This window comes from Winogradskyella marincola (assembly GCF_029624125.1).
GTDB classification, from domain to species: domain Bacteria; phylum Bacteroidota; class Bacteroidia; order Flavobacteriales; family Flavobacteriaceae; genus Winogradskyella; species Winogradskyella marincola.
The window spans coordinates 331,156-347,524 of record NZ_JARSBN010000001.1; the positions used below are offsets into that span (position 1 = coordinate 331,156).

Here is a 16,369-nt window from a genome sequence, read left to right on the forward strand (position 1 = left end):
ATTATTGAAAATAAATGATACTTTTACATTACCACTTGTTCAACATATATTACCTAGTTTTTAGGCTGTAAAAATGAAGAAAAATATTGCTATAATTATGGGAGGCTACTCTAGCGAATATAAGATTTCGCTAAAAAGTGGCTCTGTTGTTTTTGAAACATTAGATCGCAATCTATATACACCTTTTGCTATCCATATTTTTAAGGAGAAATGGGTTTATGTAAATGAAAATAATGAAGAATTTCCTGTAGATAAAAATGATTTTTCAATTACTATAAACTCTGAAAAAATAACATTTGACTGTGTATTTAATGCTATTCATGGATCTCCAGGCGAAGATGGTTATATGCAAGCCTATTTTAAGCTTCTCAATATTCCGCAGACAAGCTGTAGCATGTATCAAGCTGCACTAACGTTTAATAAACGAGACTTGCTAGCAACTTTAAAACCTTATGGTATTAAAACGGCAGAGAGTTATTACATTAACCTTGGCGACACAATAAATGAAGATGCTATCGTAAAAAAAGTAGGTCTGCCTTGTTTTGTAAAAGCAAACAAAGCAGGCAGTAGCTTTGGAGTTTCTAAAGTGTATAAAAAAGAAGAATTAAAAACAGCTATTGAAAACTCTTTTAAAGAAGACAACGAAATAATTATAGAGCAGTTCTTAGACGGTACTGAAGTTTCGGTTGGTGTTATTTCTTATAAAGGTGAGACTACTGTTTTACCAATTACTGAAATAGTTTCGGAAAATGATTTCTTTGATTACCAAGCAAAATACGAAGGCAAATCTCAAGAGATTACTCCAGCAAGAATATCTGAAGATTATAAAACTAAAGTTGAAACTGTAGCTAAAAAGATATATGAGGTTTTAGGCATGACAGGTTTTTCTCGTAGTGAATTTATTTTTAAAAATGATGAACCTTATCTTCTTGAAGTAAATACAGTACCTGGATTAACTAAAGAAAGTATTTTACCTCAGCAAGCGGCAGCTGCTGGTATAAGTATGATTGACTTATTTAGTAATGCCATTGAAGAAGCAATGAATAATTAATAGTTATCTTTGAAATCTTAAAGAAGTTTACACAAATGAGACGCGCACTTTTCCCTGGATCCTTTGATCCTATTACAAATGGACATTACGATATAATAAAACGTGGAGTAAAACTTTTTGACGAAGTTGTTGTTGCCATTGGTGTAAATTCTGAAAAAAAATACATGTTCTCTTTAGAAGAACGCAAGCATTTTATAGAAGAAGCTTTTAAGGACGAACCTAAAGTAAAGGTGGTGACTTACGAAGGTTTAACAATAGATTTTTGTAAAGAAATTGATGCTGAATTTATTTTAAGAGGATTACGTAATCCTGCTGACTTTGAGTTTGAAAAAGCTATAGCACACACTAACAGAAAACTTTCTAAAATTGAAACTGTTTTTCTACTCACCGCAGCCAGAACATCTTATATTTCATCATCGATAGTAAGAGATGTATTGAGAAACAACGGAGATTATACGGTTTTAGTTCCGGATAGTGTAAGAATAAAGTAATGCTTATTTAGCTTCAAATTAAGTTGTTTCTTTTTGCTTTTTGCACAGCTTCTAACTTGTTGTGCACCTGAAGTTTTCGGTATATATTTTCTATATGCTTTCTAATTGTTCCGGTAGAAAGAATTAAATTTTCTGCAACCGCATTATAACTTAAGCCTTTGCTTAATTGCTCTAAGACATCGACCTCTCTGCTGGTTAACTTTATTTCTTCTTTTTCTTTTGCTTCTACAAAAGGGTTTCTAAGCAATTTTAATGTTTTCAATGCTATTGAAGGGTTCATAGCTGCACCTCCATTAAGGGTTTCTAAAATACCAGAATGTAAGTCTCCTGCATTTATTTCCTTAAGCAAATAACCATCTGCTCCTGCTTTTATAGCATTAAAAATATTTTCATCATTATCAAAAACAGTAAGCATTATAATCTTAATCTGAGGATACTTTTGCTTTACCAATTCCGTGGCTTCAATACCATTCATTACTGGCATTTCTATATCCATTAAAATTAAATCTATACCATTATTAGCTTCTAATTTTTCAAGAACATCTTTGCCATTCATTGCTGTAAATCTTACTTCTAAATCTTCAAAAAAAGAAAGCTTCTCTTCTACCGTTTTTATAAGAAAAGTATTATCATCTACTATGGCTATTCTTGTTATCATTCGCTTGTTAATTAGATTATAAATATCCTCAATATAATTATTTTATACTATACGTATTTTATCGTATTTATATCTTTACCTCAACTGTAGTACCTTGGCCTATCTCTGACTGAATTGTTAGTTGCCCTTTTATATCCTCTGATCGTTTCCTCATATTATTAAGTCCGTTACCATGATTTATAGTAGCTTCATTAAACCCTTTTCCGTCATCTTTTATTCTAATTATCATTGCGTCTTCTTGCATAGAAATATCAACATCTATTGCTGACGCTTCTGCATATTTTACAGCATTATTTATAGCTTCTTGTATTATTCTGTAAACATTCATCCCCTTTACAGAAGTAAAAGCCATATCACTATCTACAGACTTATCTACATTGAAATTAAACTTTATGTTTTGTGCTGCAAGATTTGCCTGATCTATAAAGTTTGAAATGCGTATTTGTAAGTCTTCAAATGTAATTTTATCCTTATTCATTGCCCAAATTGTATCTCTTAGCTCATGGATTGTTGTGGATGTAAATTCGCTGATTCCTTTTATTTTATTCCCTAATTTTTCAGGTATTTTAAAACCATATTTTAGATTGTCTAATGACGAAATAATAAAGGTGAGCTGCGCTCCTATATTATCGTGCAGATCTCTACTAATTCTAAGACGTTGTTCTTGAAGCTTGCTTTGAGTTTCAATCTTTATTAAAGCATCTTTGAGTTGATTTTCTTTTTTAAGTTGACGGTTTTTTAGCTTTTGCTGGTTGTAAAACAAATACCCTAGAAGTCCTAAAACAACAGCTAGTGCACCCAAACCTAAGATGTAAATATTCTTTTTACTAAGGTCTAATTCTTTTTCTGCAAGGTCTGCACGCTGAGATAGGATTTCTTTTTCCTTTTTTTCGGTTTGAAACTCTATTTCAAGCTCTGCAATCTTACTTGTAGTTTCTAGATTAAGAACACTATCTCTTACTTTTGAAAACTCTTTATAATACGATAAAGCTTTATCCTTATCGTTGGTAACTTCATAATATTGAGAATAATTTTGTAATGCTGTTTCTACATCTACAGCTACATCATACGTTGTTGCATAATAATAAGCACTATCAATATACTTTTTGGCTTCTTTAGCTCTGTTATATTCCATTAAAACCTGAGCCATATTGTTATAACTTGCTCCTACACCTGCATAGTTACCTATCTGCTTCTCTATAAATGCTGATTTTGTAAAGTACACCATAGCAGAATCTATTTCTTGCAAGTAATAAAAAACAGCACCAACATTATTTACAGACTCAGCAATACCCTTTTTGTCATCTAATACTTGCTCTATATTCAATGAATATTTAAAATAGCTGAGAGCCTTTTGTAAATTTCCATCATTAGCATATATAATTGCAATATTGTTATACACCTCAGAAATTCCTTTTTTGTTATCTAACGCTTCAAAAACATCTTTGGCTTTAAGGTGATACTCAATTGCCTTATCATTTACTCCCAAATAACTGTACACCATACCTATGTTATTGGTAACAGTGGCTTCCTTTAATTTTTCGTCTAGAGCATCGTAAAGATCCAAAGCCTTTAAGTAATAGGTAAGTGCTTCTTTATATTCTCCAAGTTGTCTTTTGCACACGCCAATATTATTAAAAGCGCTTGCTACCAAAAGTGAATCAGCAGATATCTTAGTCGCTTGGTTAGATAGCTCAATAGCCATATTAAAATCGCCCAAATCTCTATACACTAATCCTAAACCATTAATTGCTCTAGCTTCCTCAAATTTTTGATTTTGTGCCTTAGCTATAGACTTAGATTTTTCTAAAATTGAAATTGCCTTTTTGGGATTGTTTTTATAAATGCTTATTGCTGAATCATTAAGCGTTTTTGGGTTTTCTTCGTTCTGACCAAAGCACAATACACTGCACAGAAGAAAACAAATAAGTACTCTCATAAAATCTTAGTTGGTTAACAGGATACTCGTTTTAGTTTTTTATACGATAACGATTATTTGGGTTCCTTGATTTTCTTTTGTGTTAATTTGAATTTCCCCTCCAATATTCTCAATGCGTTTTTCCATATTGGTAAGTCCGTTACCTCTTTTTACAGATGTTGAGTTAAAGCCTTTTCCGTTATCAGAGATTTTAAACACCAAGTTAGAAACTTCTTTAATCACTTCAACTTTAATCTGAGAAGCTTCAGCATATTTTAAACTGTTATGAATTGCTTCTTGTATAACACGATGAATATTCATACCCTCAACAGATGTAAAGGTTTTGCTTGTATCTACACTACTATCCACATTAAATGAAAACTGAATATTAGCATCGTATAAGTGTGCTTTGTCAATGTAATTAGAAATTCTGGTCTGTAGGTCTTCAAAAGTAATTTCACTTTTATTCATTGCCCAGATGGTATCTCTTAATTCATAGATAGTGCCAGATGTAAAGTCGCTTATAGTTTCTAGTTTGTGAGTTAACTTTTGGTCTTTGATATCAAAGCCATACTTTAAGTTATCTATAGAAGAAATAATAAAAGTGAGTTGTGCACCTATATTATCATGCAAATCTCGGCTAATTCTTAAGCGTTGTTCTTGCAGCTTATTCTGAGTTTCAATTTTAATTAAAGCGTCTTTAAGCTCATTTTCTTTTTGCAGCTGATGATTTTTTAGCTTCTGTTGGTTGTAAAAAAGAAAACCGATTAAACCTAAAATTAGGGTTAAAAATGCCAGTCCATATAACTGATAGTTTCGTTTCTGAATAACTAAATCTTGCTCAGCAAGTTCTGCACGTTGTATAAGGATTTCCTTTTCCTTTTTCTCAGTTTCGTACTTTACTTCTAAATCTGCTATTTTTTGGGCATTCTTCTCTGAAAAAATAGAATCTTTTAGTTTTATATAGATTTGCTTTTGTTTTCTGGCCTGGTCGTAATTTCCTAGCATGTAGTTGCTCTCTGCAACTGTTAAATGTAAATCTGCAGAAACCAACTCTATTTCGGGATACTTTTTTACCAAATTAAAGCCTTCTTCTACATAGTATTTAGCTACTTTGGGTAAGTTTTTTTCATTATAAAGTGTGGCTATATTATTGTAAGTTGATAGCATTCCACGTTCATCTCCATTATAATTTTCTCTCTTTTTTAAAGCCTCTAAATACGTCTCTAACGCCAGGTCTTTATTTCCTTTTTTATAGTAGGCATTAGCCAAATTATTTAAGATTTTATAATACTCTACTCTATTGTCTAGCTTTTTTGCCAACACTAGGCCTTTTTTAAAAGTTGAGATGGCTTCATCTACTCTACCTAAATCCTTTAAATTTATGCCAATGTTATTGTGAGATGTTATTTGCTCACTTTCAAGATTGTATTTTTCTCTAACTTTTAATGCTTTCTTATGATACTCTAACGCTTTCTCGTTAAGGTTCATCTCTTGATAAATGAGACCAATATTATTTAGTGCTGAAGATGTAGACTTTTCACTTTCTCTGGCTTCATCCATTTTTAATGATTGAAAAAAGTAGTCTAATGCTTCATTAAAATTTCCGCGATTCCAGTTAAACATTCCAAGATTATTGATACACATAGATTCAATATTCTTAAAACCAAAATCTCGACTCATCTTTAGTGCTTCTTCAAAATAGTATGCTGCTGAGTCTGACTTCCCTGTAACATCCATGTATATTCCATGCGTGTTAACTAATTCTGTTAGCCCAAAATTAAAACCTGCATCCTTGGCAGATTCTTTTCCTTCATTAAGCACCATGAGCGCCTTATCTGTATCATTAAAAATATAACCGAAGGCTATTTTATTGTACATTCTGATTTTTACAGAATCATTTTTGGTGCTGCGAGCAACTGTAAGTAAGCTATCTAGATTTTGAGAATAAGCAGATATACTTATAAAAATACTCAAAAAGAGAAGTAGGTTTTTCTTCATAGTATCCAAAGAAAAAAGCATCAGATATATGCTACTTGCTGTAGTTTGTATAACTGATGCTTTTTTTGAAAAATTGATTAATAGCATATGTAATTTATTACTTATTCTTTTCTGAAAGTAGTTTTATCGATAAAATGTACTCTTATAAAGATTAACCGTATTTAAATTATGCTTTATATAACTACTTACTAGTTAAGATTGTAAGTATATATTGTCTTATCGTTTGCTTTATAATAAAGATAACCTCCATACTCATCTACTTTATACTCTGGCTTTTTGTCTTTTAGCAGAATTTCTTTCTCTACTTTACCAGAATCTTTATTCACCTTAACCAAACCTACTCCACTGTCTAATTTTGTTAAGATAAATTGAGAATCTTCCGTAGCTGCAGAGGCCTTAAAACGCTGCGACATCATGTCAAAAGATGCACCTGCAATAGAAGCAAACATATCTGACGCTCGTTTAGCCTCCTTACCGTATTCATTATAATTTCTAAGATTATTCATACTTATTCCATTATTATTCATTCCGGCAGTATAGGCTGTAGAAGCCGTTGCGGCTAATGAAGCTACTGCTACAACTCCACCTACAACTTTCATAAAACCACTTTTGCCTGGAGACTTGTAGTAACCATGGTAATTCTCACTACCACTTCCGTCTAAAGACATCATATTTTGAGAAGAACTTAAAAATACATTTTCGCCTCTCATCTCCATGGTATTTGGCGCTTCCTTCTCTTCAAACTTAAATTTAGAAAGCTCTGAAACATTACCAGAATTAGCATCAATAGCATACAAAACATTTCCTGCTGCTATTAAATAACGGTCATTAGCGCTATCATGTGTAGAAGCTACAGAAGCAGAGTTTTTATATTTTAATGGCTTGTCCCACACTTGCTCACCTGTTTCCAGGTTTACAATATTAGCATCCTCACCTGTAATATAAATAAGACCTTGTGGTGTATGCGCCATCATCATAATATTTTCGCCTGTCTTTAATGGTTTTTTAAAGAGCGTTTTACCATCAAACGAAATTTTATTAATGCCACCTGAATAAATTCCAAACAAAATACCATCGTCCATTATGTAAAAATGCTGAACGTAGCCTTTGGTTTTTGGTGCTTTATCCCACAGATCCTCGCCAGTTGCTGCGCTAAACATGGTTATTTTAGATTCCGACTTTGCTGCAAATGCTCCACTACCTCCTGTAACGTCACTAACTACGGCTAAACCTTGAGGTAAAATTTCGAATTTAGAAACAATTCCTTTTACCTTTCTGTCGTCTTCCCATAGCTCTTGACCGTTAGTGCCTATTTTGTGAATTCTGGTATTTTTTCCATTTGTGGTGGTTTCAAAACCATAGATTTCTTTTTCTGTTTTATCAGCCACAAGCCAAGAAACACGTTTAATTTTATTGGTCCATAACTCTTCACCAGAATGTGATTTTGCAATTAAACCTTGTGCTGTTGGAATGATTAAAAAATCCTTTAATAACAAAGGTGTTCCTGTTACACTAAAATCTTTTGCAATACCAACACGACCTGGTTTATCTAAAAAGAAACTGTAATCTAATTTTGAAGTATTTAGATCATAAACAGCAACTTTTGGTGTCATTTTTTCTGCTTTGCTTCCTATTTTTTGAATACCACTTACAATAAGTTTATTCTGAGGTAGTACAACATCACAAGTATAAATTTGATTCCAGCTGTCATCGTCTGAATTAAAGATCACTTTGCCTTGCATATAGTCTATAACAGCGCGCTTAGTCTTTGCAATACCTGCAAATTTAGAACCTGCTCCTTGAGACACTACTATATATGGCGATCCTGGAATAAACTCAGTCTCTTCTGGTTTTAATTTTCCGAAGTTATTAAAGGTAAAAACAGGCGCACTTTGCTCTGGCTTAATACCTGCCAATCCATCATTTGTTGCCACTACCAAAACACCACCTACGGTAAGTGTCATTTCATTAATTTTAGCACCCAAATCATAACTCTGATCTGGTGTTTCTGCCTTCTGTGCATGCAACAATGTAGATCCTAAAAGGACTACTATCATTATTGCTTTTTTGATATGAATTAATAGCGTTTTCATTACAAAAAAATTATTGTACCTGCTTATTTAAGTTAAATGAGCCATTTGTGATTGTCTTTACAGACTGATCTCCGTTCACGTTTTTACAAGTAAACTCAAATGTTCCTATTAATTTATCATCTGTTTCTTCAGAAACACTTAAAGAACCTACCATAGAATCATCGTATGGTGCTTGCCAAATTTCTGTGGTTGAATTTTGCGGATTATTAAGATCTACATCTGTTTCTGTATACGAAGCAACATTTACGTTACTAATTACAGAAGCATCAAAGTCGTAAGTTCCTACTCCTTCGTAACCCCAAATTGTAAATGAAAATGCATTTCCATCACTATTAGAAGCTATTATTATTAAGTTATTTCCGTTGTTTGCTATTGTTGCAGAAGAAGATATTTCCCAAGATTCATAGTTAGTACCATCTACTTTTGCTACTAAAGTTCCTGATGGAGCATTTCCTCCACTTCCACCATCGTCGTCACTACTACAAGATGTTAATGTTACTATAGACATCATTAAGACTAGTAACATCGTGTTTTTAATAATTCTCATTGTTGATATAATTTATTGGTTAATAATGAGGCAAATCTCAACAATAAGAGGATTGTAAGCTATACGATGAATTACGTATTTTCACAAAAAACCACTTATAAACAACCACTTAAAAGCCTCCAGAGAGAATGAGGAAAACAAAAAAAATGCAAAAACTAAAAAGCATAACATTTACCGTTGGGAACGTGCAAGCAAAAAGTCTTTTGAAATGGTAAAAGAAAGATTGAAACGACCTATTCGGTAATATTTAATCGAATTTAATGTGAGGAAGTTCTTTCTGAATCTGCGCTATCTCCAATTGAAGATTACCAAGAAATTTTTGATGTGCTTCAGAATTTGAATTAAACGGACGATGCGTCTTCTTAGTTTGAATACTGGCAATCTTTTTTGCTATTTCTACAGCATCTTCCGTTAACCAAACGGTTTTAAAGGTTTCCCAAATGTAGTCTATGGCCAAATCATTTGGGTGTATCATATCCTGATTATAAAACCTGTAATCTCTCAATTCGTCCATCATAATTTCATAAGATGGGAAGTAAAATAGTTGCTTTCTTGGTTCTACAACCTGATGAATTGCTGACAATAAATGAGCCTTACTTCTATTGTTTTCTACAAAACCATCTTTGAGATGCCTTACTGGAGATACCGTGAAAATGAAATTAATTTTAGGATTTACACTTCGTACTAAAGCAATTATAGATTCTAAAGAAGTAACAACATCTTCAACAGACAGCAACTCTTTTAGAAACTGTTTTTGAGGTATTTTATGGCAATTAGCTACAATTTTATCAGTTGCTATATGCCTATAAACCCAAGCTGTACCGAGTGTAATAATTATATGTGATGCAGACTTAATTTGATGTAATGTTTCGCTTAATTGAGCATTTAAACGCTCAAGTAATTGTACTTTAGAAAGCGCATTTAATTTTGAATGTGCATCAAAACAACTATAAATTTCATTCTGATGCACAAGCTCTTCTTCACTGTAGAAATCATCATTAATACTTCTAGTAATTAAGTTTTCTATAGCTACAGGATGAAATAAAATACCAAATGGATTTACCTCTGATTGAAACTTATGATACGCAAACTTACCACCAATATTCTCAGAAAAACATGAGCCTAACAACATCAATTTAGACGTGTAATCTATTTGATGATGTGGTTGTTTTTGTGGTTTTATATTGGTTTGTAGCTTCATTATCAATTTAACAGATCATCTAGCATGTTGTTGAATAGTATATTCCAATCTTCTTTTCTCTTTTCCTCATCAATTGCTAAATGATTTAGTACCAGTTCTATTTTATGTTTCAACAACTCATACTTTAACTTCGAAGCTTTCAAATTATCTTGAAAATCTGTATGAAACATCACACCATATATACCAATAGTTATAGCATAAGGTGCATTATAGCAGTTCTCTTCAAGACTTACTCTTGCACCATTTAAGTGTTCCTCATCAAATAAAATCGTTCCTCCTTCGGAACCCTTTGAGTCTATTGTTTTTCCATTATCAAAAGGAAACCAACTCATTTTACTTAATGTATTCATTTGCAGCTCCTAAAGCCTCCTCAATACCTGCTGGATTTTTACCACCTGCTGTTGCAAAGAAAGGCTGGCCTCCGCCTCCGCCTTGGATGTACTTACCTAATTCTCTAACAATCTGACCAGCGTTTAAGTCTTTTTCAGCAACCAGATTTTTAGAAATATAGCAAGACAATAACGCCTTGCCATTATTATCTGCTCCGAACAAAGCAAAAAGGTTATCAACCTCACCACCTAACTCAAAACATAAGTCTTTAATACCAGAAGCATCTAAATCTACTTTTTTGGCAATGAAATTTACACCATTAAGCTCTGTGATTTCATTTTTAAGATCGCCTTTTAAGTTCTTAGCTTTATCCTTTAAAAGTTGTTCTATCTGCTTTTTTAAACTCGCATTTTCGTCTTGTAAATTTTGAAGCGCTTTTACAGGTTCTTGAGCATTGTTTAATAGATCTTTCATTTCAAAATACGCTCTGTTATTTTCAAAATAAAAGTCTTTAACAGCATCATAAGTTATTGCTTCTATACGACGAATTCCGGCTGCAACTGCACCTTCAGATACAATTTTAAAATGCCAAATATCTCCAGTATTCTTTACATGTGTACCACCACAAAGTTCTATGGATTGTCCGAATCTTATAGTACGAACTGTATCTCCATATTTTTCACCAAATAAAGCCATTGCACCATCAGAAATCGCCTGATCCATTGGCACATTTCTTTGCTCCTGTAATGCTAATTTTCCATCAATTCTTGCATTTACAAAGTTTTCTACGTCTCTTAATTCTTCAACTGTTAGTTTAGAAAAATGAGAAAAATCGAAACGTAAATATTTAGAATGTACTGCAGACCCTTTTTGCTCAACATGTGTTCCTAACACTTCGCGTAATGCTTGGTGCAATAAGTGTGTTGCTGTGTGGTTACACTCGGTTCTAAAACGTTGTTTTTGGTCTACAACAGCTTTAAACGTATCGTTAAGATCGTCTGGTAAATTTTTAGCAAAGTGAATAATGACGTTATTCTCTTTCTTAGTATCTATGATATAAACCGTATCTCCATGGTTATCTTGCAAGTATCCTTTATCTCCAACTTGCCCACCACCTTCAGCATAAAATGGAGTAAGATTAAACACCAACTGATACATGTCTCCTTCTTTTTTTGAAGTGACTTTTCTGTAGCGCGTAATTTTTACGTTTGCTTCAAGTGCGTCGTAACCGATAAATTCCTGCTCTGCATCATCAACTAAAATCGTCCAATCTTCAGTAGAAGTTTCACTTGCTTTACGCGAACGATTTTTTTGAATTTGAAGTTGTTCTTCAAATCCTTTTTCATCTAATTTTAAATTCTTTTCAGATAAAATTAAAGCCGTTAAATCTATAGGAAAACCATAAGTATCGTACAATTCAAATGCCTTTTCACCTGAAACTGTATCGCCTTTTGTTTCCTCAACAATACCATTCAGCAAAATAAGACCTTGCTCTAATGTTCTTAAAAAAGAGGCTTCTTCTTCTTTAATTACGTTTTCAATCAATTGTTTTTGAGCTTTAATCTCTGGAAACGCAGTTCCCATTTTTTTGCTCAACACATCTACTAAACGGTAAATAAATGGTTCTTTTTTATCTAAAAATGTAAAACCATATCGCACTGCTCTACGTAAAATTCGGCGTATAACGTAACCTGCTCCAGTGTTACTTGGTAGCTGACCATCTGCTATAGAAAACGCTACAGCTCTTACGTGATCTGAAATAACTCTAATGGCTACATCTATTTTTTCATCCTTACCATAATCCTTGTTGGTAATGGTTTCAATCTCACGAATTATTGGTGTAAACACATCTGTATCGTAATTAGATTGCACGTCTTGAAGCACCATACACAAACGCTCAAAGCCCATTCCAGTATCAATATGCTTGTTTGGCAATACCTCTAGAGATCCATTGGCTTTACGGTTGTATTGCATAAATACCAAGTTCCAGATTTCTACAACCTGTGGATGATCCATGTTTACCAAAGACTTACCATCAACTTTAGCTTTTTCTTCAGCCGATCGAATATCTACATGGATTTCACTACATGGTCCACATGGTCCTTGGTCTCCCATTTCCCAGAAATTGTCCTTCTTATTTCCCATAAGAATTCGATCTTCAGAAATGTATTGTTTCCAAATATCGTAAGCCTCTTGATCCATTTTTAAGTTATCGCTATCATCGCTACCTTCAAAAACGGTAACATATAAAATGTCTTTATCTATACCATAAACTTCGGTCAATAACTCCCAAGCCCAAGCAATGGCTTCTTTCTTAAAGTAGTCGCCAAAACTCCAGTTACCAAGCATTTCAAAAAGCGTGTGGTGATACGTATCGTAACCCACTTCTTCTAAATCATTATGCTTACCTGAAACTCTTAAACATTTCTGAGAATCTGCAATTCTATTTCGTTTTGGTTCACTATTACCAAGAAAATACTCTTTAAAAGGTGCCATACCTGAATTGACAAACATTAAGGTAGGATCATTTTTTAAGACCATTGGTGCAGATGGCACTACGAGGTGCTTTTTACCTTCAAAAAAACTTAAAAACTTAGAACGAATTTCTTGAGACGTCATATACTGAAATTATGCTTGTTATTGTATTATTGTGGCAAATGCAAAACATTTTTTTGTCTTTTATCTGCTAATTTTTTTATATATTTTTTAGTCAGAGACAACCTCCTATTAATATATTTCATTACTTTATTAAATTTGTAATGAAAATATTTTTGTAGGTTTGGTCGTTACTCTAACGTTATTAAGCTATAATACTAGCTTAATCGCTGCAAAAATAGTATAAATTAGAACATGGCTAAGGTAAAATATTATTATGATGCTGAAACGCTATCTTACCGTAAGATAAAGCGTAAAAAAGCTACAACCTTTAAGTATGCATTTGTCTTTTTACTAGCTGCGGCACTTTTTGCCTTGTTGTTTAATTTTATTTCTAACCAATACATAGATTCTCCTAAAGAACGTCAACTTGCCAGAGAATTACAAAATATGCAATTGCAATACGAATTGTTAAACAAACGTATGGATGATGCTATTGCTGCTTTAGAAAATGTTGAAGAACGTGATAATGCCATTTACAGATTATATTTTGAAGCTAACCCAATTCCCGAAGAGCAGCGACGTGCAGGTTTTGGTGGTGTAAACCGCTATAAAAAGTTTGAAGGTTATGATAACTCACAGCTCATTGCAGAGAGTAATAAACGACTAGATATACTTGAAAAGGCTATTGTTGTTCAATCCAAATCATTGGATGAGATTGCTAAATTAGCTGAAGACAAAGAAAAATTTCTTGAAGCTATACCTGCAATACAACCTGTAAGAAACGAAAATCTTACGCGTATGGCATCTGGCTATGGTTACAGAACAGATCCATTCACTAAAGTGCGTAAATTTCATTTTGGTATGGATTTTACAGCGCCAAGAGGTACACCTGTTTATGCAACAGGAAACGGTATTGTAAAACGTGCAGACAACAGCTCATCTGGTTATGGTAAACACATTCGTATAGACCATGGTTATGGTTATGTATCTCTGTACGCACACTTGTACAAATACAATGTTCGTGTTAATCAGCGTGTAAAACGAGGAGACATAATTGGATACGTAGGTAGCACAGGACGCTCAGAAGCACCACACTTACATTACGAAGTTTTTAAAGATGATGAGCGTATAAATCCAATAAACTTCTACTATGGCAATTTATCTGCCACAGAATTTAATGAGTTACTTAGAAAAGCTTCTCTAGAAAACCAATCCCTAGATTAACATGTATATAGATCTTCCAGAAAAACGCTATTACGGTATTGGTGAAGTCGCTAAAGCTTTTAAGGTGAATGCTTCTTTAATTCGATTTTGGGAAAAGGAATTTGACATTATTAAACCTAAAAAAAATGCCAAGGGTAACAGAAAATTTACTCCAGAAGACATTAAGAATCTTAAATTTATTTACCATCTTGTAAAAGAAAGAGGGTTTACACTTGAAGGAGCCAAAACTCATCTGAAAGAAGAACGTAAACAATCACTCGAAAAATTTGAAATTATTGAAAAGCTGGAAAGCATTAAAGCGCAGCTTATTAAAATAAAAACACAACTTTAAAACTTATCAATTATGAAAAAAAAGGGATTAATTCTTTTAGGCATATTAGTTGTTATAGGAATTTACATCTATAATTCCATGACAACAAAACAAGGAAACTATGAAGCTCAATGGGCTAATGTAGAAAGTTCATATCAGAGAAGAGCAGATTTAATCCCAAATCTTGTAGCTACTGTAAAAGGTTATGCTGCACACGAAAAAGAAACATTAGAGGGAGTTATTAAAGCTCGATCTGAAGCGACAAAAACAACAATAGATCCAAGCAATCTAACTCCAGAAAACATTGCCCAATTCCAGCAAGCTCAACAAGGATTAAGCGGTGCTTTATCCAGACTTTTGGTTACTGTAGAACGCTACCCTGAATTAAAAGCAGATAAAAGCTTTATTGAATTACAAAGTCAAATAGAAGGTACTGAAAACAGAATTAGTGTTGAACGCAACAGATTTAACGAACTAGCAGGAAATTACAATATATACATCAGAAAATTCCCTATGAACCTCTTAGCTGGTGTATTTGGTTTTGATGACGCTACTTTATTTAAATCTGAACCTGGAAGCGAAAAAGCACCAAAAGTAGAGTTTTAAGTAATAAACAACACCATCATGCCAAACATTGAAGATTTCCTAACTAAACAAGAAGAGCAGGAAATCGTAGAAGCCATTCGTATTGCTGAAAAAGAGACTTCAGGTGAAATCCGTGTGCATATAGAACAAAAGTGCAACATGGATATCTTTGAGCATGCTTTGGAAGTTTTTCATTATCTAAAAATGGATAATACTAAGGAGCAAAATGGTGTGCTTATCTATGTGGCTGTAGACAATAAGACTTTTGTTATTTATGGTGATAAAGGCATTAACGATATTGTTGGTTCTGATTTTTGGAACTCTACCAGAGACAAAATAGCGTCTCAATTTAAAAATAGCAACTTCAAGCAAGGTCTTATTGATGGCATAACTGAGGCTGGCAGTGTACTTGCTCAACACTTCCCATGGAAACACGGAGATCAAAACGAGTTGGACAATTCTATTTCTAAAGGCTAATGTACAGACTAAAAAACATCTCATTTAAAGTTGTAATAACTGTACTATCTTTTGTGTGGATATCTATTGGGTATTCGCAATTTAAAATTCCTCCAAAACCAAAAGATGCTAAGCAACATTTTGTTTACGATTACTCTAATTTATTAACTGAACAAGATAGCTCTGCGCTTAATGTGAAGCTCAGAAGATATGCAGACACTACCTCAACACAAATTGTCGTAGCCATTATTAATTCTACCGAAGGCGAATACATCAATTATCTTGGCGCGCAATGGGGAGAAAAATGGGGAATTGGTCAAGAAAAAGAAGATAATGGCATCTTAATTCTATTAGCAAAAAATGATAGAAAAATAGCCATAAATACTGGTAAAGGTGTAGAGCACTTACTTACAGATGCCTTGAGCAAGCGCATAATAGACAGAGAAATCATACCTTATTTTAAGCGCAATGACTACAACGGAGGACTCAACAGAGGCGTCGATGTTATCTTTGAAGTAATGCAAGGCGAATACAAAGGGACCAGAAAAAATAACGCTGTACGTTTTCCGTTTGAAATCATTATTGTTCTAGTTATCTTTTTTATCATATTCATCATAGCCATTTCTAAAACACGTGGTGGTGGACGAGGTGGCAATAAAGGCAACCGAAGAGATGACGATGCCAGAAGTATTCTTGAAGCCATTATATTAAGTAATATGGGACGCGGAAGCTACTCTAGAGGTTCATCTTCTGGAGGTGGTCTTTTTGGCGGTTCCTCATCTGGTGGAAGCTTTGGAGGCGGAGGCTTTGGTGGTGGTTTCGGAGGTGGAAGCTTTGGAGGTGGAGGTGCTTCTGGAGGTTGGTAATTTGTATAATATATTTCTTTAGATTTATGCTTCAGACTTT

At 33.5% G+C, this 16,369-nt stretch carries 15 protein-coding genes; 7 read left to right on the plus strand and 8 right to left on the minus strand.

Going from position 1 to position 16,369, the window contains the following annotated elements; all coding sequences use genetic code 11:
* The first annotated feature begins 73 nt into the window (after positions 1 to 73).
* The gene (locus tag P7122_RS01600) at positions 74 to 1,051 is read left to right on the plus strand and encodes a D-alanine--D-alanine ligase (protein ID WP_278004031.1); all 978 of its coding nucleotides are present in this window, start codon (positions 74 to 76) and stop codon (positions 1,049 to 1,051) included.
* Between the two features lie 35 nt (positions 1,052 to 1,086).
* A complete protein-coding gene (gene coaD, locus P7122_RS01605; RefSeq protein WP_278004032.1) occupies positions 1,087 to 1,542 on the plus strand; it encodes a pantetheine-phosphate adenylyltransferase in 456 nt (151 codons plus the stop codon).
* A 13-nt stretch (positions 1,543 to 1,555) separates the two neighbouring features.
* On the opposite strand, the gene P7122_RS01610 is transcribed toward coaD, so the two are convergent.
* The 8 genes from P7122_RS01610 to alaS all read right to left on the minus strand — a co-directional run bounded on the left by P7122_RS01610 (position 1,556) and on the right by alaS (position 12,909).
* The gene (locus P7122_RS01610) at positions 1,556 to 2,200 is read right to left on the minus strand and encodes a response regulator (protein WP_278004033.1); all 645 of its coding nucleotides are present in this window, start codon (positions 2,198 to 2,200) and stop codon (positions 1,556 to 1,558) included.
* Positions 2,201 to 2,267: 67 nt separating this feature from the next.
* Positions 2,268 to 4,139 carry a tetratricopeptide repeat-containing sensor histidine kinase gene (locus P7122_RS01615; RefSeq protein ID WP_278004034.1) on the minus strand — a complete coding sequence of 624 codons (1,872 nt, stop codon included), beginning with the start codon at positions 4,137 to 4,139 and terminating at the stop codon, positions 2,268 to 2,270.
* 39 nt (positions 4,140 to 4,178) lie between these two features.
* Positions 4,179 to 6,119 carry a tetratricopeptide repeat-containing sensor histidine kinase gene (locus P7122_RS01620; protein WP_278004035.1) on the minus strand — a complete coding sequence of 647 codons (1,941 nt, stop codon included), beginning with the start codon at positions 6,117 to 6,119 and terminating at the stop codon, positions 4,179 to 4,181.
* 188 nt (positions 6,120 to 6,307) lie between these two features.
* On the minus strand, positions 6,308 to 8,212 hold the full coding sequence (locus P7122_RS01625) for an outer membrane protein assembly factor BamB family protein (protein ID WP_278004036.1): 1,905 nt from the start codon (positions 8,210 to 8,212) through the stop codon (positions 6,308 to 6,310).
* A gap of 10 nt (positions 8,213 to 8,222) precedes the next feature.
* Positions 8,223 to 8,759 (minus strand): DUF6252 domain-containing protein, encoded by a 537-nt coding sequence (locus P7122_RS01630; RefSeq protein ID WP_278004037.1) that lies wholly within the window; start codon positions 8,757 to 8,759, stop codon positions 8,223 to 8,225.
* A gap of 247 nt (positions 8,760 to 9,006) precedes the next feature.
* Positions 9,007 to 9,960, minus strand: coding sequence for a GSCFA domain-containing protein (locus P7122_RS01635; RefSeq protein ID WP_278004038.1), 954 nt, complete (start codon positions 9,958 to 9,960; stop codon positions 9,007 to 9,009).
* Positions 9,961 to 9,962: 2 nt separating this feature from the next.
* On the minus strand, positions 9,963 to 10,292 hold the full coding sequence (locus tag P7122_RS01640; protein WP_278004039.1) for a hypothetical protein: 330 nt from the start codon (positions 10,290 to 10,292) through the stop codon (positions 9,963 to 9,965).
* Position 10,293: 1 nt separating this feature from the next.
* Positions 10,294 to 12,909 carry an alanine--tRNA ligase gene (gene alaS / locus P7122_RS01645; RefSeq protein WP_278004040.1) on the minus strand — a complete coding sequence of 872 codons (2,616 nt, stop codon included), beginning with the start codon at positions 12,907 to 12,909 and terminating at the stop codon, positions 10,294 to 10,296.
* A 231-nt stretch (positions 12,910 to 13,140) separates the two neighbouring features.
* On the opposite strand from alaS, the gene P7122_RS01650 reads away from it, so the two are divergent.
* From P7122_RS01650 to P7122_RS01670, 5 genes are read left to right on the plus strand one after another with little or no spacing between them, the layout of a single operon-like run.
* Positions 13,141 to 14,112: a M23 family metallopeptidase gene (locus tag P7122_RS01650; protein ID WP_278004041.1), complete on the plus strand. Its 972-nt coding sequence runs from the start codon at positions 13,141 to 13,143 to the stop codon at positions 14,110 to 14,112.
* A gap of 1 nt (position 14,113) precedes the next feature.
* Positions 14,114 to 14,443 carry a MerR family transcriptional regulator gene (locus P7122_RS01655; RefSeq protein WP_278004042.1) on the plus strand — a complete coding sequence of 110 codons (330 nt, stop codon included), beginning with the start codon at positions 14,114 to 14,116 and terminating at the stop codon, positions 14,441 to 14,443.
* Between the two features lie 12 nt (positions 14,444 to 14,455).
* Complete coding sequence (locus P7122_RS01660; protein ID WP_278004043.1) at positions 14,456 to 15,028, plus strand: LemA family protein; 573 nt, start codon at positions 14,456 to 14,458, stop codon at positions 15,026 to 15,028.
* Positions 15,029 to 15,046: 18 nt separating this feature from the next.
* The gene (locus tag P7122_RS01665; RefSeq protein WP_278004044.1) at positions 15,047 to 15,484 is read left to right on the plus strand and encodes a TPM domain-containing protein; all 438 of its coding nucleotides are present in this window, start codon (positions 15,047 to 15,049) and stop codon (positions 15,482 to 15,484) included.
* On the plus strand, positions 15,484 to 16,329 hold the full coding sequence (locus P7122_RS01670; protein ID WP_278004045.1) for a TPM domain-containing protein: 846 nt from the start codon (positions 15,484 to 15,486) through the stop codon (positions 16,327 to 16,329). Before P7122_RS01665 ends, P7122_RS01670 begins: the two co-directional genes overlap by 1 nt.
* The last annotated feature ends 40 nt before the right edge of the window (positions 16,330 to 16,369 follow it).